Genomic DNA, 26,598 nt, shown 5'->3' on the forward strand with positions numbered 1-26,598 from the left:
CCATCACGGTGGATATCAAACGGCCTTCAGCGAAAACGGTTGCAGGCAGGGGCAGGTTTGGTGCGGACGGCGGGGATCGAACCCGCATGACCAAAGGCCGAGAGATTTTAAGTCTCTTGCGTCTACCAGTTTCGCCACGTCCGCATGGGCGTCCTGTTTCTTGAACTTGCGGGGCGTCGTCAAGCACCCAAATTGCGGAAGCGGTTCGCCGGTCGAGAAAAAGCGTGACCGGCCGGATCGGCGGAATGCGGAAAGGGCGTGGTGATCTCTCGCCGCGCCCTTTTCTTCAATTCAAACGCGCCTGATCAGCCGGCGAGCTTGGCTGCCAGCTTGGCGACGTGGGCGCCCTGGAATTTTGCGCCTTCAAGTTCGATCTCGGAAGGCTGGCGCGAGCCGTCGCCGTTGGTGATCGTGCTGGCGCCGTAGGGCGAGCCGCCCTTGACTTCCTCGGTGCCCATCTGGCCGGCAAAGGCATAGGGCAGGCCGGCCACGGCCATGCCCTGGTGCAGGAAGGTGGGGATGAAGCCGAGGATGGTCGATTCCTGGCCGCCATGCTGGGTGGCCGACGAGGTGAACATCGAGCCGAGCTTGCCGACCAGCTTGCCCTGCGCCCAGAGGCCGCCGGTCTGATCCCAGAAATTGCGCATCTGCGAGGCGACCGTGCCGAATCGGGTTCCGGCGCCGACGATGATCGCGTCGTATTCGGTCAGTTCGTCGACGGTCGCGACCGGAGCCTGCTGGTCCATCTTGTAATAGGAGGCCTTGGCGACCTCTTCCGGAACCAGTTCCGGAACGCGCTTGACCGTCACGTCGGCGCCTGCCGACTTCGCGCCTTCCGCAACGGCATAGGCCATTTTTTCGATGTGGCCGTAAGCGGAATAATAAAGCACGAGAACCTTTGCCATGATCTTCTCCATTGGGATGTCTGATTATGTGAACAAGGCCGTCTGCGGCCACAACCGTGTTCACATGTAACGGCTTCACGGGGGAGCGACAGCCCTCGCGGGGTCTACGCACTGTTCAGCATCTGGAGACGATTTTTCGCTTGGCAAACACAAATTCGTAACAGTTGCCCTTTCTGCACCCCTCGTCACAAAATCGCTTCTGCCTTGAAAAAATTGGGCTTAGGAGTGTGGCACTTACGGAGGAATATCCATGTCTGAAGCGTCGCAACCATCCTTGATCGTCACCGCCGCCATGCTCGCCATCGGCGACGAACTTCTGTCAGGCCGGACCAAGGACAAGAATATCGGCCATCTCGCCGATCTTCTGACGTTATCGGGCATCGACCTCAAGGAAGTGCGCATCGTCGCCGACGAGGAGGATGCGATCGTCGAGGCGCTGAATGCGCTGCGCGCCCGCTACGACTATGTCTTCACCTCGGGCGGCATCGGCCCGACCCATGACGACATCACCGCCGATGCGATCTCGAAAGCCTTCGGCGTGCCGTGCATCCACGATCCCGAGGCGATGAGGCTGCTCGCCGACATGTACAGGCGCCGCGAGATGGAATTCACCGAGGCGCGCCAGCGCATGGCGCGCATGCCCGAAGGCTCCAGGCATATTCCCAATCCGGTCTCGACCGCCCCGGGCTTCATCATCGGCAATGTCTATGTCATGGCCGGCGTGCCGCAGGTCTTCCAGGCGATGGTCGACAACGTGCTGCCGATGCTGCGCTCCGGCGCGAAAATGCTGTCGCGGGCGCTCCCCTGCCCCTATGGCGAAGGCGATATCGGCACGCTGCTGTCGGCCGTGCAGAAGGCGCATCCCGAGACCAGCATCGGCTCCTATCCCAAATATGACGGTCAGCGGTTCTCGACCGAAATCGTCGTGCGCGCCCGCGATCCGCAGGTTCTCGATGCGGCCGCGCAGGCCGTGGCGGAGATGATCGCCGGCATCGACCGGGCAAAAATCCCCACCAATCCGACGGCCGACGCCTGATCGGGCGCGCCGCGGCACTCCGTCTCCCGATTGCCGGTCGCCCACTCCTTGACCGGGATCAAGGTGCGACACACGTATTTATCTGACACTGGTTTCCAATCCCGCAGAACCAGTTGATGAGGAGACACAGCCATGGCCTACAAGACCATTCTCGCCGTTCTCGACACACCTCAAAACGCCAGGCAGATCACCGATTTCGCGATTGCGCTCGCCGAGCGGTTTTCCGCCCACCTGATCGGCGTGCATGCCGAAACGCTGGCCGCCGTGCCGCTGATCGCGCCGATGGAAATTCCCGACCCCGCCGCCGTGCAGATCCTTCAGGACGCGGCGCAGAAGGAAACGGCGGAAGTCGAGCGGATCTTCAAGGCGCAATCGGCCCGCGAGGGTCTTTCCACTGAATGGCGCAGCTTCATGTCGTCGGCCGGTTACGGTTCCCACTCGGTGATGGACACCGCCCACGCGGTCGACCTGATCGTCGCAAGCCAGAGCGATCCCGCCCATGCCGATCACCGCGCCGATCTCGAAACCTTCCTGTTCGACAGCGGCCGGCCGATGCTGCTCATCCCCTATACGATGAAGGTGCCGCAGCCGATCAGGCGAGTGATGATCGCCTGGAACGGTTCGCGGGAGGCGGCACGGGCAACCTTCGATTCGATGCCTTTCCTCAAGGGGGCCGAAAGCGTCGAGGTGTTCTGCGTCGATCCCGGCGACCGCGGCGACCAGACGCCGGAAATGGCCGGCGCCGAGATTGCCGCCACGCTTGCCCGGCACGGTATCAACGTGACGCTGTCGACACAGGGAAAGAGCGGCAAGTCTGCCGCCGCGGCAATCGAGAACCACCTTTCCGAAGGTAGCGTCGACCTTCTCGTGATGGGCGGTTACGGCCATTCGCGGTGGTGGGAAATGCTGTTTGGCGGCGTCACCCGCAACCTGCTCGATTCGATGACGGCGCTGACTTTGCTTTCCCGCTGACAAATCCTTGCGTCAACGGGCGAATTGCCGCTATTAGCGAGAGCCAACAACATGCTTTCGCTAATGGTGGCCAGCCTCATGTCTCTTCCCGAAAAAGCCTTTCCCGTTTCCTGGGATCAATTCCACCGCGACGCCCGGGCGCTTGCCTGGCGGCTCGCCGGCCTCGGCCAGGATTTCCGCGCCATCGTCTGTATCACCCGCGGCGGACTGGTGCCGGCGGCGATCATTTCGCGGGAACTCAATATCCGGCTGATCGAGACCGTCTGCATCGCCTCCTACCACGATTACGTCAACCAGGGCGAAATGAACCTGCTCAAGGGAATCACCCCCGAACTGACGGTCGACGAAGGTGCCGGCGTGCTGGTGGTCGACGACCTCACCGATACCGGCAAGACGGCATCGGAAGTGCGCGCCATGCTGCCGAAAGCGCATTTTGCCTGCGTCTACGCAAAACCTTCCGGCGTGCCGACCATCGACACTTTCGTCACCGAAGTCAGCCAGGACACCTGGATCTATTTTCCCTGGGACATGGGTTTCACCTACCAGGAGCCGATCGCCAAGGGCACCAAGGGCTGATTCTCGCCCGCGCTTGCAGGAAACCTCCCGCCTTGTCACTCGCCCGCCCGGACGCAAACCGGTGCGGGCGCGTCTATTACTAGTGGGTGAAAATTCATACTACGCCTCAATATGGTACGCCACGTCCTTAAAAACCCCACTAAGCCGGGCTTATCGCTCGGTCAGGCTGTCACGAAATATTTCGGCCCCCGCCTGAGCAAGCTTCAAGCCACCTTCGCAACTGCCTGAGATTCCTTGGTTATTTCCCCATCCCCGTTATCCACAGCCAGAAACCACAATATCTTGTGGTTACAAAAGCGTTGCAATCTACGCCTTGACGAATCTCTCGGGTAGTTCGACAGTGTCCCTTACGTTGCGGCGGCGACTGGACCGGAATTAACGAGGCCGGTTCTTCTTCGAGTTTGACGGGAAATGACCATGCAGTCCGGCTATGAGGGGCGGGTTGCTGACAGGTCTCCGTGCGTGCTCGATTTTCCGCTCCGGAACAACGGCTGGGACTAGCGGAAAGATTCTGTTAATACTATATGTAGTAGTGTTGCAGCCGTTATCACCACAACATACAGGTTCGCATCGAAAGATGTTTCACCTGGGATCGGGAACATTCAACCGGCTGCGCGCGTCGAACGTGTGGGCTGGAGCGGCACATCTGCGCCTTTCCACAGGCGCCAACAGACGAGGGACTTAAGGCAATGCGCATCGAACGTCGTTTTACCAAGCCAGCTACCGGCGCCTACGGGGAGATCGAATTCCGCAAGGCGGTCAGCGAAATCCGCAATCCGGACGGCTCGATCGTCTTCCGGCTTGCCGACATCGACGTGCCGGCGCAGTTCTCCCAGGTCGCGACCGACGTTCTGGCCCAGAAATATTTCCGCAAGGCCGGCGTTCCGAAGGTCCTGAAAAAGGTCGAGGAAAACGACGTCCCCTCCTTCCTGTGGCGCTCTGTAGCTGACACGGAAGCGATGAAGGCACTGCCGAAGGAAGAGCAGTACGGTTCCGAAACCGATGCGCGCCAGGTCTTCTCCCGTCTCGCCGGCACCTGGACCTATTGGGGCTGGAAGGGCGGCTATTTCACGTCCGAGGAAGATGCGGCCGCCTTCATGGACGAGCTTGCCTACATGCTCGCCACCCAGCGCGTCGCCCCCAATTCCCCGCAGTGGTTCAATACCGGCCTGCATTGGGCCTATGGCATCGACGGCCCCGGTCAGGGCCATTTCTATGTCGACCCCTTCACCGGCAAGCTGACGAAGTCCAAGTCGGCCTATGAGCATCCGCAGCCACATGCCTGCTTCATCCAGTCGGTCGAGGACGATCTCGTCAACGAAGGCGGCATCATGGACCTGTGGGTCCGCGAGGCGCGCCTGTTCAAATACGGTTCCGGCACCGGCTCCAACTTCTCGATGCTCAGAGGCGAAGGCGAAAAGCTGTCCGGCGGCGGCCGTTCCTCGGGCCTGATGAGCTTCCTGAAGATCGGCGACCGCGCCGCCGGCGCCATCAAGTCGGGCGGCACCACCCGCCGCGCTGCCAAGATGGTGGTCGTCGATATCGACCATCCGGATATCGAGGAATACATCAACTGGAAGGTCAAGGAAGAACAGAAGGTGGCGGCGCTCGTCACCGGCTCCAAGATCGTCTCCAGGCACCTGAAGGCCATCATGAAGGCCTGCCTCAACTGCGAAGGCGGCTCCGGTGATGATTGCTTCGACCCGGCCAGGAACCCGGCGCTGAAGCGCGAGATCAAGGCCGCCAAGAAGGACCAGGTTCCGGAAAACTATGTCGGCCGCGTCATCCAGTTCGCCCGCCAGGGCTACAAGGACCTGGAATTCAAGACCTATGACACGGACTGGGATTCGGAAGCCTATCTGACCGTCTCCGGCCAGAACTCCAACAACTCCGTCTCGCTCAAGGACGATTTCCTGCGTTCCGTCGAGAACGACGGCGACTGGAACCTCACCGCCCGCAAGGACGGAAGGGTGATGAAGACGCTGAAGGCCAAGGACCTCTGGGAACAGATCTCCTACGCCGCCTGGGCGTCCGCCGATCCGGGCATCCATTTCAACACGACGATGAACGACTGGCACACGTCGCCTGCCGGCGGCCCGATCCGCGGCTCGAACCCGTGCTCGGAATACATGTTCCTCGACGACACGGCCTGCAACCTCGCTTCCATGAACCTCCTGCAGTTCAAGGACAAGACGACGGCCCGCATCAACATCGCCGATTACGAACATGCCACGCGGCTCTGGACCGTCGTCCTCGAAATCTCGGTGATGATGGCGCAGTTCCCGTCGCGCCAGATCGCCGAACTCTCCTACCAGTACCGCACGCTCGGCCTCGGCTACGCCAATATCGGCGGCCTGCTGATGTCGACCGGCATCGCCTACGACTCTCCGGAAGGCCGCGCCATCGCCGGCTCGCTGACTGCGATCATGACCGGCATTTCCTACGCCACGTCGGCGGAAATCGCCTCCGAGCTCGGCCCGTTCCCGAACTACGCGCCGAACCGCGACAGCATGCTGCGGGTCATCCGCAACCATCGCCGCGCCGCACACGGCGAAACCTCCGGTTATGAGGCACTGTCGGTCAACCCGGTCGCGCTGATCCATTCGGAAAACCCGGACCAGGACCTCGCCGCCCATGCCAAGGCCGCCTGGGACAAGGCGCTCGCACTCGGCGAACAGCACGGCTACCGCAACGCGCAGGTCTCGGTCATCGCGCCGACCGGCACGATCGGCCTCGTGATGGATTGCGACACGACCGGCATCGAGCCCGATTTCGCGCTCGTCAAGTTCAAGAAGCTCGCCGGCGGCGGTTACTTCAAGATCATCAACCGCGCCGTCCCGGACGCGCTGCGCTCGCTCGGTTATACGGAAAGCCAGATCGCCGAGATCGAGGCCTATGCGGTCGGCCACGGCAACCTCAACCAGGCGCCCGGCATCAACCCCGGCTCGCTCCGCGCCAAGGGTTTCACCGACGAGAAGATCGAAGCCGTCAACGGCGCGCTGAAGGCCGCCTTCGACATCAAGTTCGTCTTCAACCAGTGGACTTTAGGTGCCGACTTCCTGAAGGGCGCGCTCAAGGTCACCGACGAGCAGCTCGCCGACATGAGCTTCAACCTGCTCGAACATATCGGCTTCTCGAAGAAGGACATCGAAGCGGCCAATATCCATGTCTGCGGCGCGATGACGCTCGAAGGCGCCCCCTTCCTGAAGGCCGAGCATCTGCCGGTCTTCGATTGCGCCAATCCCTGCGGCAAGATCGGCAAGCGTTACCTCTCGGTCGAAAGCCATATCCGCATGATGGCGGCCGCCCAGCCGTTCATCTCGGGTGCGATCTCCAAGACGATCAACATGCCGAACGACGCGACCGTCGAGGATTGCGGCTCCGCCTACATGCTGTCCTGGAAGCTCGGCCTGAAAGCCAACGCGCTTTACCGCGACGGTTCCAAGCTCTCGCAGCCGCTCAACGCATCCCTCATCGACGAGGACGATACCGAGGACGCGGTCGAGGAACTGCTGGCCCAGCCGGCAGCAGCCCAGGCCGTGACGATCACCGAAAAGATCGTCGAGCGGATCATCGAAAAGGTCGTCCGCACCCAGGAAAAGCTGCCAGGCCGCCGCAAGGGTTATACCCAGAAGGCGAAGATCGGCGGTCACACCATCTTCCTGCGCACCGGCGAATACGATGACGGCCGCCTCGGCGAAATCTTCCTCGACATGAACAAGGAAGGTTCGGCGCTGCGCGCCTTCATCAACAACTTCGCGATCTCCGTCTCGCTCGGCCTGCAATATGGCGTGCCGCTCGAGGAATATGTCGATGCCTTCACCTTCACCAAGTTCGAGCCGGCCGGCATCGTGACGGGCAATGACGCGATCAAGAACGCCACTTCCATCCTCGACTACGTGTTCCGCGAACTGGCGATCTCCTATCTTTCCCGCCACGACCTCGCGCATGTCGATACGTCCGACTTCAACAACACCGCGCTCGGCCGCGGCGTTTCCGAAGGCAAGGCGGACGTGGTCTCCAAGGGCCTGACCCGCGGCTACAAGCCGACGCTCGTCTCCGGCACCGGCGGCGACCGCCCGGCCGCCGAGATCAAGGGTGCCGCCACCGCCGCCCCGGCGCGTGCCTCGGCCGGCACCAACGTCACCGCCTTTGCCGGCGCCGCCGCCCGCAAGCTGGAACCGACCGTCGCTATCTCCACCTCCGAAATCGTCTCCTTCAAGCGGGACTACGAGGAGCGCGCCAAGGAACTCGCCGAAGAGATCGTCGAGGAACTGGCCGAAGAACAGGCCGCCACGACCGCCCTCTTCTCCGACAAGGCCGCCGACGAGGCAGCGACCGCCAAGACCGAAGCCAAGAAGGTGGAAAACGAACGCCGGATGCGCTCGATTGCCCAGGGGTATACGGGGAACATGTGCGGCGAGTGCCAGAACTTCACGATGGTCCGGAACGGGACCTGCGAGAAGTGCGACACGTGCGGTGCGACGAGCGGTTGCAGCTGATTTTTCTGTGAATAGCTGAAGGAAAAACAGCCCGAAGGAAACTTCGGGCTGGACTACCAAGGAGAACAAAACGAGACTCAGGTGAATTGATTTGCATGCATCGGAAATGACAAAGCCGGAGTCCTTAGACCCCGGCTTTTAATACCGCGAAAAGGCCGAAGCCCACGCGGGGCGAAGAGACTCACATCCCTTGCCTGTAGCATGGTTAGTATATGGGATTAGAGAAATCAGAGTCGAGGTAGCTTTGGCAGTTTAAAGCCATCGGAGATGATTATGGCGCGAAATACTGGTGATAACTTTCGACGTGGTGCTGTTACCGGACGCACTCAATTCGAACGCCCTGATGGGCATTTCCAGAAACGCGATGAGCGCACTGGCCACTTCATGGAAGTGAAGCAATCGGGCGGTAAATTCAAAGGTGTTGCGACGGAGCCTGATGGTCGGGATACCGACAACTCCTAGCGATAAACTACTGGAAACCCGTAGCTTCCCATGCTAGAGTTCGAATGGGATAATCAGAAGGCCGCGGCAAATCTCGCTAAACACGGCGTCGATTTTGCCGCGGCCGTTGCCGTTTTTCGGGATCCATTCGCCTTCGATACCGAAGACAGGTCGATGGATTACGGTGAGATTAGACGACGTATCATCGGGCTCGGCAATGGTCGCTTCCTGACTGTCATCTATACCGAGCGCGGTGAAACGATCCGTCTCATCTCCGCCCGAAAGGCAACGCGACCGGAACGCCGGGAGTATGACGATGCAAGATGGTAAGACACCGCAATCCGATTGGGCTCGCGTCGATGCCATGACCGACGAGGAGGCCGAGGCGAACGCGCTGTCCGATCCCGATAACCCGCCCATGACGGGCGAGCAACTCCGTGCCGCTCCCCGTATGCCGCAGGTCAAAGTCATCCGGCGCGCACTCAGGCTCACCCAGGAAGAATTCTCGGCCCGTTACCGAATTCCGCTCGGCACGCTGCGCGACTGGGAGCAAGGCCGCTCGGAACCCGACCAGCCGGCGAAAGCCTATCTCAAGGTCATCGCCGTCGACCCGGACGGCACCGCCGCCGCCTTGCGCAAAAGCGCCTGACCCGAAAAATCCGCCTTCCGTTCCCCCTAAACCTGCGCCTACCCCATTCTATCCCGGACACACCGGTAGGCGTGCGGGCAATGCGTATCTCAGCATCTTTGATGTTCTGCTGCTGATCTCTATCCAGCGGAAACACGCGGTTTTATTCAATCTTGAGACGGGCGTCCTCAACTTCGGGCGGAGAACCAACCGGCGGCATTCCAGTCGAAGCGGCGAGACCTTGCAGTAAGCGCAAGCCCCACCTGAGACCAAGGTCCCGCCCTGTTCCGACCTTGGTCCCGAAGCCGAGCTCTTTGGTCCTAGTCCCATGGATTTATAGGGGCCGCTGCGCCAGACTGCTATGACACGCGAAAGCATGAGGCTTGGGTGAGTCCCTCGGCTTCCGAACGGCAGAAGGAGAAGATCGGTGAAGATGAACAAGGTCCTCAGGGACGGCATCGTCGTCCTGGCACTCGCCGCGGTATCCGCTGGCGGAGGCGTCGCCGGTTTTGCCGGGCCCGCATTCGCCAAAGGCGGCAACGGTGGCGGCAATGGCGGTGGAAACGGCGGCGGCGGAAATGGCGGTGGGCGCGACAAGGCCGCGGACCGCGGCGCCGCCAGCCATGGCCATTCTGGCAAGAGCCGCTCGATATCGGCCAGTCTCGGCTCGGGCAAGGAGCGGACGAAAAAGGATGCCGGCCGGCAGGTCGCCAAGGCGGTGCCCGTTGAGAAAGCCAAACCGGCCTCGAAACTGGCAGGGCTGAACTCCCTGAAGCGCAATTACAACGCCTACCTCAACAGCAACGATCCGCGGATGGCGTCGCTCTCTGCCTATGTGACGGCCTATGCGCAATACGAGCTGAAAAACGGCATCGAGCCCGCGGCGACGGATCCAGAGCTCGGTGAAGCGGCGCTGCGGGAGGCCTTGAAGGATTTCGCGGGCGCCCCCGTCAGCGACGAAGCCTTCGGATGGGCACAGGATACGCTGGGCGTCGGCCCCACCGTCGGCAGGATCGACCAGGTTCGCGACAAGCTCGATACGGAGACCGTGACAGAGACCGTGCGTTAAGGCCAGCGATCAAAACCAAAGCGCCGCGCGCCATTCCGGTGCGCGGCGCTTTGCGATTCTTGCGCCCGAAACCCCGCCTTCACGTCAGGCGGAGTCGGACGGCCTTTATCCTAGAACTTGTAGTTCACGCCGGCCTTGAGCGTCTGGTCGACCACGTCGGTGCGCGCGCTGGCACCGCCCGCCGAGCTGCGGACGTCGTTGGTCATGGTGTAGTTGTATTCGAAGCGGGCCGAGAGGTTGTCGGTGAGCTTCTGCTCGACGCCGGCGCCCAGAACATAACCCGGCTTCCAGCCGTCCGGACCGGACGTGCCGTTCTTGCCGCCGAAGCTGGTCAGCGCGACGCCGGCGGTGCCGTAGACGAGGGTTTGGTTGAAGCCGACGCCGGCCTTGGCCTTGGCGGCGACGCGGCCCTTTTCGGTGATCTTGCCGCTGGGGACGCGGCTTTCCGTGTTGCCGAGATGCGAGGCTTCGATTTCGCCGCCGACGACGCCGGAATCGAGGTCCATGTTGTAGCCGCCGTGAACGCCGAGAAGGAGGCCCTTGTCGCCGTCGAACGGGTTCAGCTTGCGGGATGCCATGCCGAGATCGGCACCCACATAGGCGCCACCCCAGCCAGCCTTCGGCGCACCTGCTGGCTCGTTATAGGTCGGCGGTTCCGAATAGGAGGTGAGGTCGGCGGCCCAGAGGGGCGTGGCGGCGAATGCGGCGAAGATCGCCAGGGCGAATGGCTTCTTGTTCATGATCTTGGTTACTCCGTACAGACGCCCGCGTCTCGAACACATGCAGGCGGTTACTCAAAAGGTTACGCATCGCCCGGCAGCCACAGTCATCCCACCCAAGCCCCTCAGGCCCGGACCACCGGCAGATATCCCTTCATTTTTCACGAATTTATAAACACTCTCTTAACCCGCAGGCCGCGGCGGCGAGATACGCGATCAACAAGTGTAACAGTGTCGGGAGCAGGCTCTCGCCCCCCCCCCGAGGACGAAGCGGAACCGCCACCAACGGCTCTCTGCGGGCGTATCGCGGCTGGATCCTCGGGTCTAGCCCGAGGATGACGCCGATGGGTGGTGTGCTCCGCCCCTTCCTCCGTGATCCTCGGGCTCTCAGGTCGTCATCCTCGGGCTCGACCCGAGGATCCACCCTCCAGGCACCACCCTATCCGGGTATATTCGGCACCTCCCTCTCAGCTCCGTCAAACACTTAACCTCCACGTCATCCCCGCCCTCCCAACCCATGCCTACAATCCCCCCGTTCCGTCGCGGATACACCGCAAGGCGTTGCGGCGAGGCGGAACCGGCGCCGAGTGGGAGGAAACGACGTAAGTCCTTCCATCCGGGGTTCGCGGAAAATGGTCTCCCTCCGGCGACACGGGGAGAGATGGAGGCAAACGGACCGAGCCTTCGTCTCTTGATGCCCGAAAGAGCGCGCCGGGCGTGCCTGTGCGGCACACAGGGTGGTCGACCCGGATGGTTTCGCCGGATTCCTGAAGTCCGACCGACCCTCGGGTTTAACCCGAGGGAATCGGAGCAACCGGCGGCGACATTCCGTCCGGGAAAGCCACGGCAGAGGGACCGCAGTCGCGGGCATAAACCGCCGAACGGGTCGCTGAGAGGTGTCACCTATAAACTAACTTAAGAGGCAGCTTTCAGCGCCCCGTCCGAACCATGATCCATACCACGGCGAGAGATCGCGCGTGAACGACAAGGCGTGTCCTTTCCCCTACCCCACCGAGCGAAGACGGCTTGCGAACCAACCCCAGGAGGTGAAAACCGGCAAATATCCGAGCCACAGGAACCAATGGTCATCCGGCGTGTTGGAAGGACGCAATCAAGATCAACAAACCGTTATCTTTCAGGAGGTTCACCATGGGACGCGGCATTCTGCTCTGGCTTCTCGGCATCCCACTACCGATCGTCATCCTTCTCGTCCTCTTCATGCGCTGAGGAGGTAAACATGCCCATTTCATCCGCGGGCTCCGCGGTCGCAACTCCGGTGGAATCGTCAAGATCCGCGATCGCATGGGGGCCGATCTTCGGCGGCGCGGTGGCCGCCATCGGCATCAGCCTCATCCTCATTCTTTTCGGCTCCGGCCTTGGCCTCACCATGATCTCTCCCTGGTCGGGTGAAAGCAGTTCGGCCGCGACGGTCGGCATCAGCGCGGCGATCTGGCTGGTGGTGGTGCAATGGCTTTCGGCCGCGCTGGGCGGCTATCTGACCGGCCGGCTGCGCACCAAATGGGCCGCCGTCCATACCGACGAGGTGTTCTTCCGCGATACCGCCCACGGTTTCGTATCCTGGGCCGTGGCGACGGTGTTCGTGGCGGGCTTCCTCGCCTCTTCGCTCGGTTCGCTTGCCGGCGCCGGCGCGCAGGCGGTGGGTTCGGCGGCGGCGACTGCCGGCGTTGCGGGATCGGCAGCGGCAGCCGCCTCTTCCGACACTTCATCGGCGGGCAATTCGTCCTCGGGCGGCATCGACATGGCGACGTCCTACTTCACCGATGCGCTCCTGCGTCCGCAGCAGGCCCAGGCGCGTGCCCAGAACGACGATGGGGCAGCAACCGCGGAAGTGTCGCGCATTCTGCTCAACGGCGCGGTAAAGGGCGGCGTGCCCGAAGACGACAAGGCTTATCTGGCGACGATCGTCGCGGCCCGCACCGGCCTTTCGCCGCAGGAAGCCCGCGCCCGCGTCGATGCTGTCCTGAAGCGGATCGACGACGCCAAGGTCGCCGCCCAACAGGCCGCGGACGAGGCCCGCAAGGCAGCTGCCACGACCGCGCTGGTCGGCTCGCTGTCGCTGCTCGTCGGCGCGTTCATCTCGTGCGCAGCCGCCGCACTGGGCGGCCGTCAGCGGGACGAGGAAGAAGACCTGCTTGTTTCGACGCGCTACTGATCGTCGAATGATGACAACGAGCGGCCGCAGAGCATGCGGTCGCTCTTTTCGTATCTCAAGGCTTGCCGGCCCGGATATGCAGGAAGATCGGCGCAACGCGGGTATCGGCGACGACCGGTTCCGCCAGCGCCACCTCTTCCGACGCCATCGGCTCGCCGAAGGCCTCGATCACCAGTCCGGCGTCGATGATCATCGACACCCAGGTGGTCAGCGTCCGGTGGAAACGCGGCACCGAAAAAGGCGTCAGCCCGGCCCGCTCCTCGGCCGGAATTTCCGAAAACAGCCAGCGATCGATCCGGTCCGCCTCGTCGAAATAGTCGGCGATCTGCACCGCCACCGCCTCGCCGGTCTCGTCGCGGATGTTCTTGCGCGTCGGTGGCACGAAGCAGGGATGCAGGATCGAAAACTGCAGGAAGCCGCCGGGCTTGAGCACCCGGTAAATGCCCTTCAGCACCTCGCGCTGGTCGGCCATGTCCATCATCGACATGAAGGCGGTCACGAAATCGAAGCTGTCGTCCGGGAAGTCGATCACCTGGCCGTCGCCGAGCACGTAATCGATGCCGAGCGGATCGGCGGCCTCGGTCTCGCGGGCGTAGCGGATGAAGGTCGGGGCGATGTCGAGCCCGGTCATTTCCGCCCCGCGCCGCGCGACTTCGCGGGTATTGGTACCCTCGCCGCAGCCGAGATCGAGGCCTTTCAGCCCGGCGACGGGCGGCAGCATATCGAGAAAGGCCGGGGTGTTCAGCGCATCGCGATATTTGTCGTAACCCGCCCGCGAATAGATCGTCCAGGTCTCGGCATTGCCCTCCCAATGGGCGCCGACATCAGTCGCATCCATGCTCGTCTCCTCTCAATCGTCGGTTGGGCGGCGAGCTATATCCGCGACGGATGACAAAGGGAAGACGGTGGGGGCAAAAGAAAAAACCTTCCGGCAGCACAACCGCCGGAAGGTTCTGATCGGAACAGGCTCCGCCCAGAGGCGTCGGACGTTACTGCAGCGTGCGCTGGTAAGGCTGCATGTCGGCCGGAGTGCCCGGAGCAACACCCGCTTCGCCGCCGTCGAGGCCGGTGGCGACGACCGAGACGCGGAACTTGCCGTCGAGACTGCGGTCGAAGATCGCGCCGACGACGATATCGGCATCATCCATGACCTCGTCGCGGATGCGGCTTGCGGCCTCGTCCACCTCGAACAGGGTCATGTCGGAACCGCCGGAGATCGAGATCAGCACGCCCTTTGCACCCTTCATCGAGATGTCGTCGAGCAGCGGGTTGGCGATCGCAGCTTCCGCCGCGAGCAGAGCGCGGCCGTCGCCGGAGGCCTCGCCGGTGCCCATCATCGCCCGGCCCATGCCCTTCATCACCGATTTCACGTCGGCGAAATCGAGGTTGATGAGGCCTTCCTTGACGATCAGGTCGGTGATGCAGCCGACACCGGCAAACAGGACCTTGTCGGCGGTCATGAAGGCGTCGGCGAAGGTGGTCTTGGCATCGGCGATGCGGAAAAGGTTCTGGTTGGGGATGACGATGACGGTATCGGCGGCACGGCGCAGTTCCTCGATGCCGGCATCGGCCGTCTTCATGCGGCGGTTGCCTTCGAAGGTGAACGGCTTGGTGACGACGCCGACGGTCAGGATGCCGGCATTGCGGGCGGCCTGGGCGATGATCGGCGCGGCACCGGTGCCGGTGCCGCCGCCCATGCCGGCGGTGACGAAGCACATATGCGAGCCGGACAGGTGATCCATGATCTCGTCGATCGATTCTTCCGCCGCAGCGCGGCCGATTTCCGGCAGCGAGCCGGCGCCGAGGCCTTCGGTCACGTGGGCGCCGAGCTGGATGCGGCGGGAGGCCTTGGAGGTCGCCAGAACCTGGGCATCGGTATTGGCAGCGATGAAGTCGACGCCCTCCAGCTCCTCGGCGATCATGTTGTTGATGGCGTTGCCGCCGCCGCCGCCGACACCGATCACGGTGATCTTCGGCCGCATTTCGGTAATCTGGTATTTCTTGCCGTCCGTCATCGCAATCTCCTTGGCATCGGCACCCGCCGGCCGGGCGGCCTGGTGGCACCCGAATCACATGTATTTTAGCTGGGCAACAAGGCAGAGGCTTGGCGAAAGAACAAGCTCCGCCGCGCAGAAAGCGGCTGAACGAAATTTTCCACAAGTTGCGTGGAACTTTTTTCGTTCAGAGCAATTGTGAGGATTCGATCACAAAAGAGAGAGGAGCCCAGCGTATCATGTCTACGTCCGCTGCACGTACGTCCATCGCCGCCCCCGATGAACATATCCTCACCGTTCAGGAGGCTCTCGAACCGCTCTTTCTTGCGCTCGAAGAGGAGGCGGAGATCAAGATGATCGCCGCTGCCGTCAAAGCCGGCTGGTCGGTGGAGGACGCCGTCACTGCGATCGACGAGCTTCGCCGGACAGAGCTCGTGTCCGCCAGCTGGGCCCATTGATCCATCACAAAAACTCGTTCGCCTGAGCGCCGAAGATGTCCTAAACCTGCCGCACTGCAACAGGGTGCCGCGAGGATTTCATGACCATCAGGAATATCTGCATCTACGGCGCGGGCGCCCTCGGCGGCACGTTTGCCGCAAGGATCGCGAGCGGGCTCGGCACCGAGGCGAACGTCTCCGTCGTGGCCCGCGGCGCCCATCTTGCCGCGATCCGCGAAAAAGGCCTGACCGTCGAGCGGGAGGCTGATGCCGCGCCGCTCAATGCGCGTGTCGCCGCGACCAGCGATCCGTCTGAACTGCCGAAGCAGGATCTCGTCATCACCGGCCTCAAGGGCCATCAGCTCGCCGATGCGGCCGAGGGGCTTGCGAGCCTCCTCAAGGACGGCACGCGGGTGATCATGATCCTCAACGGCATACCGTGGTGGTATTTCCATGGAGACGTGGAAAGCGGACATGCGGAACGCCAGCTTTCCGAGCTCGATCCCGACGGCAGGCTGTGGCGGCTGGTCGGGCCGGAAAGGGTGATCGGTTGCGTCGCCTATCAGGGGGCCGAGGTCATCGAGCCCGGTACCATCCGCCTCAACGGCGACGGCCGTTTCTTCCTTGGCGAGCCCTCCGGCGAGCTCTCGCAGGACCTCGCATCGATTTCGGAGCTTCTCGGCCGGGCCGGCCTCAACATCCTGCCGACCCAGCGCATCCGGGACGCGATCTGGACCAAGCTGATGGGCAATGCCGCCTACAATCCGATCAGCGCGCTGACCCGCGGCCGGATGGACAGCATCATGAACAATCCGCTTCTGGTCGCACAGGTCGGCAAGGTGATGACCGAAACCAGGGCCGTCGGCGAAGCGCTCGGCGCGGTCTTCAGCGGAAGCGTCGACGAACAGCTCAACCGGTCAAGCGGTTTCGGCCCGGTCCGGACCTCGATGCTGCAGGACCTGCTTGCCGGCAAGGCTCTGGAAATCATGTCCCTGACCGGCATGGTGGTGGCGCTCGGAAAGCTCGCCGGCGTGCCGACACCGACCTGCGAGACGGTGCTGGCGCTGACCGTCCAGCTCGACCGGGAAACCCAGATCGAGCGCGAAAGCCTCAGAAATTGATTCAAGTATTTCTAAATTAGAATCCAAAAACGCGAACAAGCATTTGAAAAACAGAGACGATGCCGGCTTGCAGCCGGCGTCCTACAAAGGGACCGAGGTCACTTCCTAACCTCCGCCCAGCCGGCTCATTGGTCCTGCCGTCCAGGACCGCCGACGGCAAGCCGGCGCCGGCAGCGCGATCCGCAAACTTCTCATGCAAAAGAAAATCCCGCCGCGAGGAAGCGGCGGGACAGTTGGATTGGAGGTCAAAAATTTATTGTTGTACGGCGGCTGCAGGGGACGAAAGCCGCCTGTTGTCTTCGGCGCGGCATGGGGACTGTGCCGGCACTGAAGCTGCTGTTCAAAGTGCTAAACACATAGGTAACCGCAATGTTCCACCATTCGTTAACGACGTGTCGTTAAGATTGATGAACTTCTATGTTGGCATTGATGAGGCAGGAATGGCCGTTCCGAATTTCCGCTTTACTCATTACGATCTGAAACCGCAGCGCGCGGGGACGGCAATCGAGGTGACGTTGAATGCGGTCAACAACGTGCGCCTGATGAATGCCGCCAATTTCCAGCGCTTTACCGAACTGCTCGATTTCAAATATGTCGGCGGGGTCGCCAAACGTTCCCCCATCCGCCTGGTCATACCGGAACCGGGCCATTGGCACGTAATCGTCGACATGGAAGGCCATCACGGTCTCGCCGAATCCTCGGTCAAACTGATTGGCGCGCCGGCCAATATCGTGGCTCAGAAGCAGGCGTCCTGACCGGCTCTTGAAAGAACTTCACTTCGCGTTCCGTTCTTTCCGAAGCTTGGCCCACCAGTCGAGCCGCTTGCGGATGTCGCGCTCGAAACCGCGCTCCGGCGGATCGTAAAACGTCTGCCGGCCCATCTTTTCCGGAAAATAATCCTGACCTGAAAAGGCGTCCGGCTCGTCGTGGTCGTAACGGTAGCCTTCGCCATATCCCTCGCCCTTCATCAGCTTCGTCGGCGCGTTGAGAATGTGCTTGGGCGGCAGCAGCGAGCCGTTTTCCTTGGCGGCCCGGGTGGCGGCCTTGAAGGCGTTATAGACCGCATTGGATTTCGGCGCGGTCGCCAGATAGACGCAGGCCTGCGCGAAGGCGAGCTCGCCTTCCGGCGAACCGAGATAATCATAGGCGTCCTTGGCCGCATTGCAGACAACCAGCGCCTGCGGGTCGGCAAGGCCGATATCCTCGACCGCCATGCGGACCAGCCGGCGGCCGAGATAAAGGGGATCCTCGCCGGCATCGAACATGCGCGCCAGGTAATAGAGCGCCGCATCGGGATCGGAGCCGCGCACCGACTTGTGGAGCGCCGAGATCAGATTGTAATGGCCGTCCTGGGCCTTGTCATAGACCGGGGCGCGGCGCTGGACGATCTGGGTGAGGCCCGTCGTGTCGAAGACCTCCCCTTCCCTTGCAGCGCGCCAGACCTCTTCGGCAAGCGTCAGCACGGCCCGGCCGTCGCCGTCGGCCATGCGGATCAGGCTGGCGCGCGCATCCTCGTCGAGCGGCAGCGGCTTGGCCTCCGCCTGTTCGGCACGGGCCAGAAGCTCGCTGAGGCTCTCCTCGTCATGGCTGCGGAAGGTCAGGACCCGGGCCCGCGAAAGGAGAGCGGCGTTGAGTTCGAAGCTCGGGTTTTCGGTGGTGGCGCCGACCAGGATGACGGTGCCGTCCTCCATGACCGGCAGGAAACTGTCCTGCTGGGCGCGGTTGAAGCGATGGATCTCATCGACGAAAAGCAGCGTCTGGCGGCCGTCCATGCGGCGCAGGCGCGCCGTCTCGAACACCTTCTTCAGGTCCGCGACGCCGGAAAAGATCGCCGAAATCTGCTCGAAGGCGAGCCCGGCCTCGCCGGACAGCAGCCGCGCCACCGTTGTCTTGCCGGTGCCGGGCGGCCCCCAGAAGATCATCGAACCGAGCGAGCCACTGTCGATCATCCGCCGCAACGCGCCGTCCTCGCCGGTCAGGTGCGGCTGGCCGGTGACTTCGGCGAGCGATTTCGGCCGCAGGCGATCGGCGAGCGGCCGCCGGTTGGCGACCTCGTCGGGAACCTTCGGCGCGAAGAGATCACCGCTCATCGAAAGAACTGCCTGATGCGCTGACCGTCGCGCTCGATCTCGACCCGCCAGAAACCCGGATCGTCGTTCAGCATCGTCTCCATGCCCTTGGTGGTGGTGACGGCAGTGCCGTTCAACGAGATCAGAATGTCCTTCGGCTGGAAGCCCAGGCGGGCGGCGGGAGAGTTGCGCGTCACGTCGGTCACGATCACGCCGCTCTTTTCGGCCGGAATGTGCATCTCCGTCGCAAGCTTCGGCGAGAGATTGGCGATCCTGAGGCCCGCGAAGGGATTGCGGCCTTCGACCAGCCGTTCGTCACGCGGCGTGGTTTCCGGCGCGGTGTTGAGAGCGAGATTGAGCTTCCGCTGGCCGTCACTGGTCTGGACGGTCAGTTCCGCCTGCTTGCCGAGGCCGGCGGTGGTGAGGCGATAACCGAGCGCATCGGGATGTTCGACGGGAATGCCGTTGACGGCAATCACCACTTCGCCGGGCTTGAGGCCTGCCTTGTCCGCCGGTCCGCCTTCGACGACGCGGGTCACCAGCGCGCCGCGAGCAGTCTTGAGGCCGAGCGCCTCAGCGACATCCGAATTCACCGCGTCGAAGCTCGCGCCGACGAAGGGGCGTTCGAAGCTGGTCTTGCCCTGGGAGGCGGCGGCGAGGAAGACTTTCACGAGATTGGCCGGAATCGCGAAACCGATGCCGTTGGAACCGCCGCCGCGCGAAAAGATCGCGGTGTTGATGCCGATCAGCTCACCGTTCATGTTCATCAGCGCGCCGCCGGAATTGCCCGGATTGATCGACGCGTCGGTCTGGATGAAGAAGCCGAAATCGCCGGTCGTGACCTGGTTGCGGGCAAGCGCCGAAACGATGCCGCTCGTCACCGTCTGGCCGACGCCGAACGGATTGCCGATCGCGAGCACCAGATCGCCGACTTCGACACGGTCGGAATCGGCGACCGGCAGGACGGGGAAATGTTCCTTCGATTTGATCCTGAGGACGGCGAGATCGACGCTCTCGTCCTTCAGCACCACGTCGCAGGGGAATTCGCGGCCATCGGCGAGTGCGATCTTGATATCGTCGGCGCCTTCGATGACGTGGTTGTTGGTGACGACGAGCCCGTCTGCAGCAAGGATGACGCCGGAGCCCAGCGACGACTGCTTTTCCGAGCGGTTCGGCATGCGCTGGCCGAAGAACTGTTCGAAGAAGGGGTCGCCGGCAAAGGGATTGAGGCGCTGCACGACGCGCTCGGCATAGACGTTGACGACGGCGCCGGCCGTCTGCTTGACCAGCGGCGAGAAGGAAAGCTGCATTTCCTGACGGCTCTGCGGCACGACCTTTTCCTGCGCGACCGCCGCCACGGGCATCAGGAGAGCAAGGGCGAGAAGGCCGGTCGACACGCGCTTCAGCATGGTCAGCATGTAAGTCCTCATTTTCAGAAAATCCGGATCGATTTGTAGCGCGGGACGCTAGAAAGAAAAGGTGGCGGAACAACGGAAACCATGGCGAAAACCGTCAAGGTTTTCACCCTATATAGGGCCGATACGCGGAGAAAGACATGACCTGGTTGGCAAAGGCGAAAGGCTGGGCGAAACGGCTGAAACGCGACGTTCTGGCGCTCTGGCTCGCTGCGCGCGACCGCCGCGTGCCATGGCATGCGAAGCTGGTGGCGGGCTCGGTCGCTGCCTATGCGCTGTCGCCGATCGACCTCATTCCGGATTTCATTCCCGTGCTCGGTTATCTCGACGATCTGCTGATCGTGCCGCTCGGCATCGTGCTCGCGGTGAGACTGATACCGGAGCCACTGATGGGCGAGTTCCGCCAGGAGGCGGAGCGCTGGGCGGAGCGCCCGGTGAGCCGCACCGGCTTCGCCTTCATTCTTGGCGTCTGGATCTGTTGTTTCGTCTTCGCGCTCTGGAGCCTTCTGGAACTCACCTGATCTCCAGGCGTTGCGCATCGAGATCAGGAGTGCAGCCATGAGACATCTTATCCCCGCCATCGCCCTCAGCGGCCTTCTTCTCGGCCTGACGGCAACAGCCTTTCCCCGAACCGCATCGGCTGCGAGCTTCGATTGCGACCGGGCCAATCTTGCCGCCGACGAGAAGGTGATCTGCGATACGCGCACGCTCAACGATGCCGACGTGAAGATGGTGACGACGTTCGACATCCTGACGAGCCTGATGGCGATGGGCAACCGCGGCAAGCTGCAGGACGAGCAGAGCGCCTGGCTGAAAAAACGCCAGTCCTGCGGTGAGGATGTGGAATGCATCAGGGCGGCGTATGGCGATCGGCTGAAGCAGCTGGATGAGGCTTACAAGAATTTGGATCGGCCGTTGTGAGGCGAGCATAAAGCTCGATCACAAAACTTCGACAAGCGGCTCGCCGCGTTCCAGCGCGTTGATGATCTCCGGCAAGGCCTTCTCAAACCAAGCGAGCAAATCGCGGCGGCGGGCATTCGGCAGGCGGATCCAGACGATGGACGGCCCTGACTGCAAAAGCGCCTTGCGCTGAGCGAAATCCTCATCCTTGGTGATGACCACCGCGTCGAAGGCTTCGGCGAAATCCCATATTTCGAGGTCGAGAGCCGACTGTAGGCCGCAATCGATGACGTGCTCGGCCTCATGCCCCTGCTCAGTTAGCCAACGGGCGAGAGCCGGAGGTAGCTGCGCATCCACCAAAAAACGCATCAGGCGACGCGCAGCACGGTATGATCGCTTTGGCGCGCGGCATATTCCAAAGCCGCAACGATGTCCAACGCTTCCAACAGCGGATAGTCCTCCAGAATTTCTTCGTGAGTTGCCCCTGAAGCGAGCAACTGCAGGACATCTTTCACCCGGATGCGCAGGCCGCGAATCGTCGGACGTCCCGAACAGATATGCGGATCAACGGTGATGCGATGAAGCTCGGACATTTCTCATCCCTTGGACGCGGAAATGTCAGCATAACATAAAGCGCCGCCAGGAGAACCTGACGGCGCTTTCGATCATTAAATTGGCGATTGGCCTTAATCCGTTACTCCGGCAGGATGCGCACGGCGCCCTTGTCTGCGCTCGCGGCAAATGCGGCATAGGCCTTGAGTGCCGTGGTGACATTGCGCTTGCGGGGCTGCGACGGCTTCCAGCCGAAGGCGTCCTGCTCTTTGCGGCGCTCGGCGAGTTCGGCTTCCGAGACCGCCAGGTTGATCGTGCGGTTCGGGATGTCGATCTCGATCTTGTCGCCTTCGCGAACGAGGCCGATCGTGCCGCCATTGGCCGCTTCCGGAGAAGCATGGCCGATCGACAGGCCCGAGGTACCGCCGGAGAAACGGCCGTCGGTGATGAGAGCGCAGGCCTTTCCGAGGCCCTTCGACTTCAGGTAGCTGGTCGGGTAGAGCATTTCCTGCATGCCCGGGCCGCCCTTCGGGCCTTCGTAGATGATGACGACGACGTCGCCGGCGACGATCTCGTTGGAGAGGATTGCCTTGACCGCGGCATCCTGGCTTTCGAAAACGCGGGCCGGGCCGGTGAATTTCAGGATCGAGTCGTCGACGCCGGCGGTCTTCACGATGCAGCCATCGACGGCGATATTGCCCGTGAGGACTGCCAGGCCGCCATCCTTGGAGAACGGATGTTCGACCGAGCGGATGACGCCCGCCTCGCGGTCGGTGTCGAGTTCGTCCCAGCGCGCATCCTGGCTGAAGGCGACCTGGGTCGGGATGCCGCCCGGAGCGGCGCGGAAGAAGTTGCGGACGGTTTCGCTGTTGGTGCGGGTGATGTCCCAACGATCGATGGCATCACCCAGCGTTTCGGCATGGACGGTGTAGCAATCACGGTTGAGCAGCCCACCCTTGTCCAGTTCGCCGAGGATCGACATGATGCCGCCGGCGCGGTGGACGTCTTCCATATGCACGTCGGCCTTGGCCGGCGCGACCTTGGAGAGGCAGGGCACCTGGCGCGACAGCCGGTCGATATCGTCGAGGGTGAAATCGACCTCGCCTTCGTAGGCGGCGGCGAGGATGTGCAGAACCGTATTGGTCGAGCCGCCCATGGCGATATCGAGCGCCATGGCGTTTTCGAAGGCCTGCTTGGTGGCGATCGAACGCGGCAGGACCGAAAAGTCCTCCTGCTCGTAATGGCGGCGGGCGAGATCGACGATCAGGTGGCCGGCCTCGACGAACAGGCGCTTGCGGTCCGCATGGGTGGCGAGCGTCGAGCCGTTGCCGGGCAGCGACAGGCCGAGCGCCTCGGTCAGGCAGTTCATCGAATTGGCGGTGAACATGCCCGAGCACGAACCGCAGGTCGGACAGGCCGAGCGCTCGATAACCTTGACGTCCTCGTCGCTCATCTTGTCGTCGGCGGCGGCGACCATTGCGTCGATCAGGTCGAGCGAATGGGTCTTGCCCTTCAGCACGACCTTGCCGGCTTCCATCGGGCCGCCCGAAACGAATACGGCCGGGATGTTGAGGCGCATCGCGGCGTTGAGCATGCCGGGGGTGATCTTGTCGCAATTGGAGATGCAGACCATGGCGTCGGCGCAGTGGGCGTTGACCATGTATTCGACCGAGTCGGCGATGATTTCGCGCGACGGCAGAGAATAGAGCATGCCGTCATGGCCCATGGCGATGCCGTCGTCGACGGCGATCGTGTTGAATTCCTTGGCGACGCCGCCAGCCGCTTCGATCTCGCGGGCGACGAGCTGGCCGAGGTCCTTCAGGTGCACGTGGCCGGGCACGAACTGGGTAAACGAGTTGACCACCGCGATGATCGGCTTGCCGAAATCGCTGTCCTTCATGCCGGTCGCGCGCCAAAGCCCGCGCGCGCCTGCCATGTTACGGCCATGGGTCGTGGTTCTCGAGCGGTAAGCTGGCATGGTGTTGTCCTCGATCTCTTGTTCGGGCCGGCACAGTCTACCGCTTTCCGGAGACGCGCGCAAAAGCCCGTGGTTTTGCGGCTTTCCTAGCGCAAAGTGCTCGGAGTGTCACTATCATGACAGGCCAAAGCGGTACGGTTGGCAAGACCGGCCGAGACCGAAATTGTCTTCCCGATCTCGAACCTCTATATTCCCATCAAGGCCTACACGGAGAAAGCAATGACCTCCATCATGTCGATCATCGTTCACGCCAGGCGGGACGAAGAAGCCTCCGTGTGGGTCGCCACGAGCAATGATATCGAGGGGTTGGCCGTCGAAGCCGACACAATGGAAGAGCTGGCGCCGAAAGTGGAGGCCGCGCTCACCGACCTTCTAGAGCTCAACGGTACCTCGTCTCTGATTCACTAGGTCGTGAACTCATAAACCGATGTGATCAGACGTTAAAGAAGCCCCAGCCATCTGCGCGACCGTTGTGTGACCGCGCTAACTTATCCAGACTTTCTTCGATTTCAGTTATGGCTTCGCAAGTGGGCGCGATCTCCTTTGACGCCGTAACGTCCCATGGGTTCATTGCCCTCTCGACCTCATCGATCACAATGGCAAAACCCTGAGCATCAGCCATCTGAGCGAAGGCGTCAGCGGCTATCTTGCTTGGAAAAACGTGGCAGAAATCAACGGATCGGGGCGAAGTAAGGTCCTTTCCGTCGGATGCCATCTTTTGCAGAATCGCTAAATTCTCCGCAAACAACGACATCCCCACCTCCAAAGCGCATTAATTTCCTAAGCGTATCAGGATTCCAAGTCGTATCGAAGTACGATTAAGCCAGCATGAGCCGATACGACATGAATGGCGGATAATCGATATACTCTTGCCTAGTTCACCTCTCCCGCAGTTCGTCGGGATGAATGCCGAAATGGTCGAGGATCATCTGGACGTTGCGGCGGTGCGACTTGAAGAAGAGGTCGAAGACGTCGCCCGCGAGCGGTACGCTGCCGACGATGGAATCGGCGGCGATATTGCCGAGCATCCGGGTGAGTTTTGCGGGGGGTACACCCAGCCTGCGTGCTTCGTTGACGATGTAGAGGCCGACCAGCGCGCCGCCCGCATCGCCCACGAGCGGGATGAGGCCGAAGACGGAATCGGCGCCGAAACGGATGCGGGTGCCCGGAATGCCGATCGCCGTATCCATCAGCCTCGCAATGCCCGAAAGACGGCGCAGGCGGCGCAATCTCTCGGCGCGACCGGCAAAGGCATCCTGGCTTGCGGCATCCCATGTGCGTGCGGCCATCTGAAATCTCCTCCTGTCGGGCGAACGGCCCTATGATGAGAACTGAATAATCGGAAATGGGGTTCCATCGATCGCATTTCCATCCGCAAACCTTCGGTTTTTCACGCAAACGTGGTCCGGCATAATCCCGGCGCTGCTGTGAAACCTTTCGGTTCCGCGTTACGTATAGGATGAGGAAGGCACAAGCTGCCGCAGAGGAGATACTCGCATGCCCGCCTATCGTCCGCCGCATATCGCGGCTTCCGAAATCACTCCCCGCGACATCTACATGTCACGCCGGAATTTTATGGGCGCTGCGGCCGCGGCCGGGCTTGCCTTTGCGGGTGCCGACAGCGCTTTCGCCGCGCCGCTGACAGCCAATCCGAGCGCCTACAAGCTGGACGAGACGCTGACGCCGAAGGAAGCGGTCACCACTTACAACAATTTCTACGAGTTCGGCGTCAACAAGGAGGATCCGGCCGCCAATTCCGGCGATTTCAAGCCGGTACCGTGGTCGGTCAAGGTGGACGGCATGGTTGGCAAACCGAAGCAATTCGGGCTCGAGGAACTGATGAAGATGAACCTCGAGGAGCGCACCTACCGGATGCGTTGCGTCGAGGGCTGGTCGATGGTGATCCCGTGGATCGGCTTCCCGCTTTCTGCGCTTCTCGACCAGGTCGAGCCGCTCGGCAGCGCCAAGTACGTCGCCTTCGAAACCGTGGTGCGGCCGGAGGAAATGCCCGGCCAGAACGGCTTTTTCCAGGCGCTGCCCTGGCCCTATATCGAAGGGCTGCGGCTCGACGAGGCGCGCCATCCCCTGGCGATCCTTGCGGTCGGTCTTTACGGCGAAACGCTGCCGAACGCCAACGGTGCGCCGATCCGGCTCGTCGTGCCGTGGAAATACGGCTTCAAGAGCATCAAATCGATCGTCAGGATCTCGCTCGTCGAGAAACAGCCCGAAACCACTTGGAAGAACGCCAACGCCCGCGAATACGGCTTTTATTCCAACGTCAATCCGGCAGTCGATCACCCGCGCTGGAGCCAGGCGACGGAACAGCGGATCGGCGAAGGCGGCTTTTTCGGCGCCAACCGCCGCCCCACCCTGCCCTTCAACGGTTATGCCGATCAGGTGGCAAGCCTTTATGACGGCCTCGACCTGAAGGCGAATTATTGAGAATGGCGAGCCTCCCCGCCCTGCCCCGCCGTTATCACAAGGCCAGCGTCTGGGCGCTTTACGTGATCGGGCTTTGTCCGGCCGCCTGGTATTTCTATCTCGGGCTGACCGGCGGGCTTGGCTTCAACCCGGTCAAGGAGTTCGAGCACCAGCTCGGCATCTGGGCGCTGCGGTTCATCATCGCCACGCTTTCGATCACGCCGCTGCGCGACCTCGCCGGCATCAACTGGCTGCGATATCGCCGGGCACTCGGGCTGATCGCCTTCTACTACGTGCTCCTGCATTTCGCGGTCTACGTGTCGCTCGACCTGCGCTTCGATTTCGGCGCTGTCGGCGGCGATATCGCCAAGCGGCCCTATATCACCATCGGCTTTGCCTGCCTGCTGCTGCTGATCCCGCTTGCGGTCACCTCCAACAACTGGTCGATCCGCAGGCTCGCCCAAGGCTGGAACAAGCTGCACAAGCTGATCTACCTGATCGCCGCCGGCGGGGCGCTCCACTACGTTCTGGCGGTCAAATCGGTGACGCTGGTGCCGTTCATCCATATCGCGCTGATCGCGCTTCTGGTCGCCTACCGGGCGGTCAGGCGGCCGGTCCTGAACTGGAAAAGGGGCAATGCCAAACCGGCAAAGCCCGCAGCTTCCCGGAGTGCCAGGCAGAACGGCTGAC

At 62.2% G+C, this 26,598-nt stretch carries 28 protein-coding genes and 1 tRNA gene; 17 read left to right on the forward strand and 12 right to left on the reverse strand.

Going from position 1 to position 26,598, the window contains the following annotated elements:
• Nucleotides 1–58 precede the first annotated feature (58 nt).
• Together J2X76_RS21600 and wrbA are read right to left on the reverse strand one after the other, a co-directional pair.
• Nucleotides 59–144: transfer RNA gene (locus tag J2X76_RS21600), tRNA-Leu, on the reverse strand.
• Nucleotides 145–305: 161 nt separating this feature from the next.
• Nucleotides 306–905 carry an NAD(P)H:quinone oxidoreductase type IV gene (gene wrbA / locus J2X76_RS21605; RefSeq protein WP_310219335.1) on the reverse strand — a complete coding sequence of 200 codons (600 nt, stop codon included), beginning with the start codon at nucleotides 903–905 and terminating at the stop codon, nucleotides 306–308.
• A gap of 250 nt (nucleotides 906–1,155) precedes the next feature.
• Here wrbA and J2X76_RS21610 point away from each other — a divergent pair, with 250 nt between their 5' ends.
• The 8 genes from J2X76_RS21610 (at nucleotide 1,156) to J2X76_RS21645 (ending at nucleotide 10,129) form a co-directional block, all read left to right on the forward strand.
• Nucleotides 1,156–1,941 (forward strand): competence/damage-inducible protein A, encoded by a 786-nt coding sequence (locus J2X76_RS21610; protein ID WP_310219336.1) that lies wholly within the window; start codon nucleotides 1,156–1,158, stop codon nucleotides 1,939–1,941.
• A gap of 132 nt (nucleotides 1,942–2,073) precedes the next feature.
• Nucleotides 2,074–2,913 carry a universal stress protein gene (locus J2X76_RS21615; RefSeq protein WP_113128738.1) on the forward strand — a complete coding sequence of 280 codons (840 nt, stop codon included), beginning with the start codon at nucleotides 2,074–2,076 and terminating at the stop codon, nucleotides 2,911–2,913.
• Nucleotides 2,914–2,991: 78 nt separating this feature from the next.
• A complete protein-coding gene (gene gpt, locus J2X76_RS21620; protein WP_113128993.1) occupies nucleotides 2,992–3,489 on the forward strand; it encodes a xanthine phosphoribosyltransferase in 498 nt (165 codons plus the stop codon).
• 689 nt (nucleotides 3,490–4,178) lie between these two features.
• Nucleotides 4,179–7,991 carry a vitamin B12-dependent ribonucleotide reductase gene (locus J2X76_RS21625; RefSeq protein ID WP_310219339.1) on the forward strand — a complete coding sequence of 1,271 codons (3,813 nt, stop codon included), beginning with the start codon at nucleotides 4,179–4,181 and terminating at the stop codon, nucleotides 7,989–7,991.
• Nucleotides 7,992–8,264: 273 nt separating this feature from the next.
• Nucleotides 8,265–8,453: a hypothetical protein gene (locus J2X76_RS21630; protein WP_310219340.1), complete on the forward strand. Its 189-nt coding sequence runs from the start codon at nucleotides 8,265–8,267 to the stop codon at nucleotides 8,451–8,453.
• A 30-nt stretch (nucleotides 8,454–8,483) separates the two neighbouring features.
• Nucleotides 8,484–8,762, forward strand: coding sequence for a BrnT family toxin (locus tag J2X76_RS21635; protein ID WP_310219342.1), 279 nt, complete (start codon nucleotides 8,484–8,486; stop codon nucleotides 8,760–8,762).
• A complete protein-coding gene (locus J2X76_RS21640; protein ID WP_310219344.1) occupies nucleotides 8,743–9,081 on the forward strand; it encodes a helix-turn-helix domain-containing protein in 339 nt (112 codons plus the stop codon). Before J2X76_RS21635 ends, J2X76_RS21640 begins: the two co-directional genes overlap by 20 nt.
• Nucleotides 9,082–9,493: 412 nt before the next feature.
• Nucleotides 9,494–10,129, forward strand: a complete 636-nt coding sequence (locus J2X76_RS21645) for a hypothetical protein (RefSeq protein ID WP_310219395.1) — start codon at nucleotides 9,494–9,496, stop codon at nucleotides 10,127–10,129.
• Nucleotides 10,130–10,239: 110 nt separating this feature from the next.
• Here J2X76_RS21645 and J2X76_RS21650 read toward each other — a convergent pair whose 3' ends face one another.
• Nucleotides 10,240–10,869: a porin family protein gene (locus J2X76_RS21650; RefSeq protein ID WP_310219345.1), complete on the reverse strand. Its 630-nt coding sequence runs from the start codon at nucleotides 10,867–10,869 to the stop codon at nucleotides 10,240–10,242.
• 1,216 nt (nucleotides 10,870–12,085) lie between these two features.
• Here J2X76_RS21650 and J2X76_RS21655 point away from each other — a divergent pair.
• The gene (locus J2X76_RS21655) at nucleotides 12,086–13,021 is read left to right on the forward strand and encodes a hypothetical protein (protein ID WP_310219346.1); all 936 of its coding nucleotides are present in this window, start codon (nucleotides 12,086–12,088) and stop codon (nucleotides 13,019–13,021) included.
• A gap of 55 nt (nucleotides 13,022–13,076) precedes the next feature.
• Here the strand turns inward: J2X76_RS21655 and J2X76_RS21660 are convergent, their stop codons facing one another.
• Both J2X76_RS21660 and ftsZ read right to left on the reverse strand, forming a co-directional pair.
• Nucleotides 13,077–13,859 carry a class I SAM-dependent methyltransferase gene (locus tag J2X76_RS21660; RefSeq protein WP_310219348.1) on the reverse strand — a complete coding sequence of 261 codons (783 nt, stop codon included), beginning with the start codon at nucleotides 13,857–13,859 and terminating at the stop codon, nucleotides 13,077–13,079.
• 151 nt (nucleotides 13,860–14,010) lie between these two features.
• Nucleotides 14,011–15,036: a cell division protein FtsZ gene (ftsZ, locus tag J2X76_RS21665; protein WP_113129270.1), complete on the reverse strand. Its 1,026-nt coding sequence runs from the start codon at nucleotides 15,034–15,036 to the stop codon at nucleotides 14,011–14,013.
• A 218-nt stretch (nucleotides 15,037–15,254) separates the two neighbouring features.
• On the opposite strand from ftsZ, the gene J2X76_RS21670 reads away from it, so the two are divergent.
• The 3 genes from J2X76_RS21670 (at nucleotide 15,255) to J2X76_RS21680 (ending at nucleotide 17,328) form a co-directional block, all read left to right on the forward strand.
• Nucleotides 15,255–15,473, forward strand: a complete 219-nt coding sequence (locus tag J2X76_RS21670; protein ID WP_113129269.1) for a hypothetical protein — start codon at nucleotides 15,255–15,257, stop codon at nucleotides 15,471–15,473.
• Between the two features lie 80 nt (nucleotides 15,474–15,553).
• Nucleotides 15,554–16,573, forward strand: a complete 1,020-nt coding sequence (locus tag J2X76_RS21675) for a 2-dehydropantoate 2-reductase (RefSeq protein ID WP_310219351.1) — start codon at nucleotides 15,554–15,556, stop codon at nucleotides 16,571–16,573.
• A 440-nt stretch (nucleotides 16,574–17,013) separates the two neighbouring features.
• Nucleotides 17,014–17,328 carry a DUF1883 domain-containing protein gene (locus J2X76_RS21680; RefSeq protein WP_113129267.1) on the forward strand — a complete coding sequence of 105 codons (315 nt, stop codon included), beginning with the start codon at nucleotides 17,014–17,016 and terminating at the stop codon, nucleotides 17,326–17,328.
• Between the two features lie 18 nt (nucleotides 17,329–17,346).
• On the opposite strand, the gene J2X76_RS21685 is transcribed toward J2X76_RS21680, so the two are convergent.
• Both J2X76_RS21685 and J2X76_RS21690 read right to left on the reverse strand, forming a co-directional pair.
• Nucleotides 17,347–18,663 carry a replication-associated recombination protein A gene (locus J2X76_RS21685; RefSeq protein ID WP_310219353.1) on the reverse strand — a complete coding sequence of 439 codons (1,317 nt, stop codon included), beginning with the start codon at nucleotides 18,661–18,663 and terminating at the stop codon, nucleotides 17,347–17,349.
• A complete protein-coding gene (locus J2X76_RS21690) occupies nucleotides 18,660–20,060 on the reverse strand; it encodes a DegQ family serine endoprotease (RefSeq protein WP_113129265.1) in 1,401 nt (466 codons plus the stop codon). Before J2X76_RS21690 ends, J2X76_RS21685 begins: the two co-directional genes overlap by 4 nt.
• Before the next feature lie 137 nt (nucleotides 20,061–20,197).
• On the opposite strand from J2X76_RS21690, the gene J2X76_RS21695 reads away from it, so the two are divergent.
• Entirely contained in the window at nucleotides 20,198–20,578 is a 381-nt protein-coding gene (locus J2X76_RS21695) for a YkvA family protein (RefSeq protein ID WP_113129264.1), read from the forward strand.
• A gap of 37 nt (nucleotides 20,579–20,615) precedes the next feature.
• Nucleotides 20,616–20,978, forward strand: coding sequence for a lysozyme inhibitor LprI family protein (locus tag J2X76_RS21700; protein ID WP_113129263.1), 363 nt, complete (start codon nucleotides 20,616–20,618; stop codon nucleotides 20,976–20,978).
• Nucleotides 20,979–20,996: 18 nt separating this feature from the next.
• Here the strand turns inward: J2X76_RS21700 and J2X76_RS21705 are convergent, their stop codons facing one another.
• From J2X76_RS21705 to ilvD, 3 genes are all read right to left on the reverse strand, one after another.
• Complete coding sequence (locus J2X76_RS21705) at nucleotides 20,997–21,314, reverse strand: DUF5615 family PIN-like protein (RefSeq protein WP_310219396.1); 318 nt, start codon at nucleotides 21,312–21,314, stop codon at nucleotides 20,997–20,999.
• 11 nt (nucleotides 21,315–21,325) lie between these two features.
• Entirely contained in the window at nucleotides 21,326–21,550 is a 225-nt protein-coding gene (locus J2X76_RS21710) for a DUF433 domain-containing protein (RefSeq protein ID WP_113129261.1), read from the reverse strand.
• Between the two features lie 101 nt (nucleotides 21,551–21,651).
• Entirely contained in the window at nucleotides 21,652–23,487 is a 1,836-nt protein-coding gene (ilvD, locus tag J2X76_RS21715) for a dihydroxy-acid dehydratase (RefSeq protein ID WP_113129260.1), read from the reverse strand.
• Between the two features lie 219 nt (nucleotides 23,488–23,706).
• On the opposite strand from ilvD, the gene J2X76_RS21720 reads away from it, so the two are divergent.
• Nucleotides 23,707–23,895, forward strand: a complete 189-nt coding sequence (locus tag J2X76_RS21720) for a DUF1902 domain-containing protein (RefSeq protein ID WP_310219397.1) — start codon at nucleotides 23,707–23,709, stop codon at nucleotides 23,893–23,895.
• A gap of 25 nt (nucleotides 23,896–23,920) precedes the next feature.
• On the opposite strand, the gene J2X76_RS21725 is transcribed toward J2X76_RS21720, so the two are convergent.
• Together J2X76_RS21725 and J2X76_RS21730 are read right to left on the reverse strand one after the other, a co-directional pair.
• Nucleotides 23,921–24,241 carry a ribonuclease E inhibitor RraB gene (locus J2X76_RS21725; protein WP_310219354.1) on the reverse strand — a complete coding sequence of 107 codons (321 nt, stop codon included), beginning with the start codon at nucleotides 24,239–24,241 and terminating at the stop codon, nucleotides 23,921–23,923.
• A 124-nt stretch (nucleotides 24,242–24,365) separates the two neighbouring features.
• Nucleotides 24,366–24,776, reverse strand: a complete 411-nt coding sequence (locus J2X76_RS21730) for a DUF4112 domain-containing protein (RefSeq protein ID WP_310219356.1) — start codon at nucleotides 24,774–24,776, stop codon at nucleotides 24,366–24,368.
• Between the two features lie 208 nt (nucleotides 24,777–24,984).
• On the opposite strand from J2X76_RS21730, the gene msrP reads away from it, so the two are divergent.
• Complete coding sequence (gene msrP, locus J2X76_RS21735; protein ID WP_113129258.1) at nucleotides 24,985–25,929, forward strand: protein-methionine-sulfoxide reductase catalytic subunit MsrP; 945 nt, start codon at nucleotides 24,985–24,987, stop codon at nucleotides 25,927–25,929.
• 2 nt (nucleotides 25,930–25,931) lie between these two features.
• Nucleotides 25,932–26,597 carry a protein-methionine-sulfoxide reductase heme-binding subunit MsrQ gene (msrQ, locus tag J2X76_RS21740; protein WP_310219357.1) on the forward strand — a complete coding sequence of 222 codons (666 nt, stop codon included), beginning with the start codon at nucleotides 25,932–25,934 and terminating at the stop codon, nucleotides 26,595–26,597.
• Nucleotide 26,598 lies beyond the last annotated feature (1 nt).

The organism is Neorhizobium sp. 2083 (assembly GCF_031455615.1).
Taxonomy (GTDB): Bacteria; Pseudomonadota; Alphaproteobacteria; order Rhizobiales; family Rhizobiaceae; genus Neorhizobium.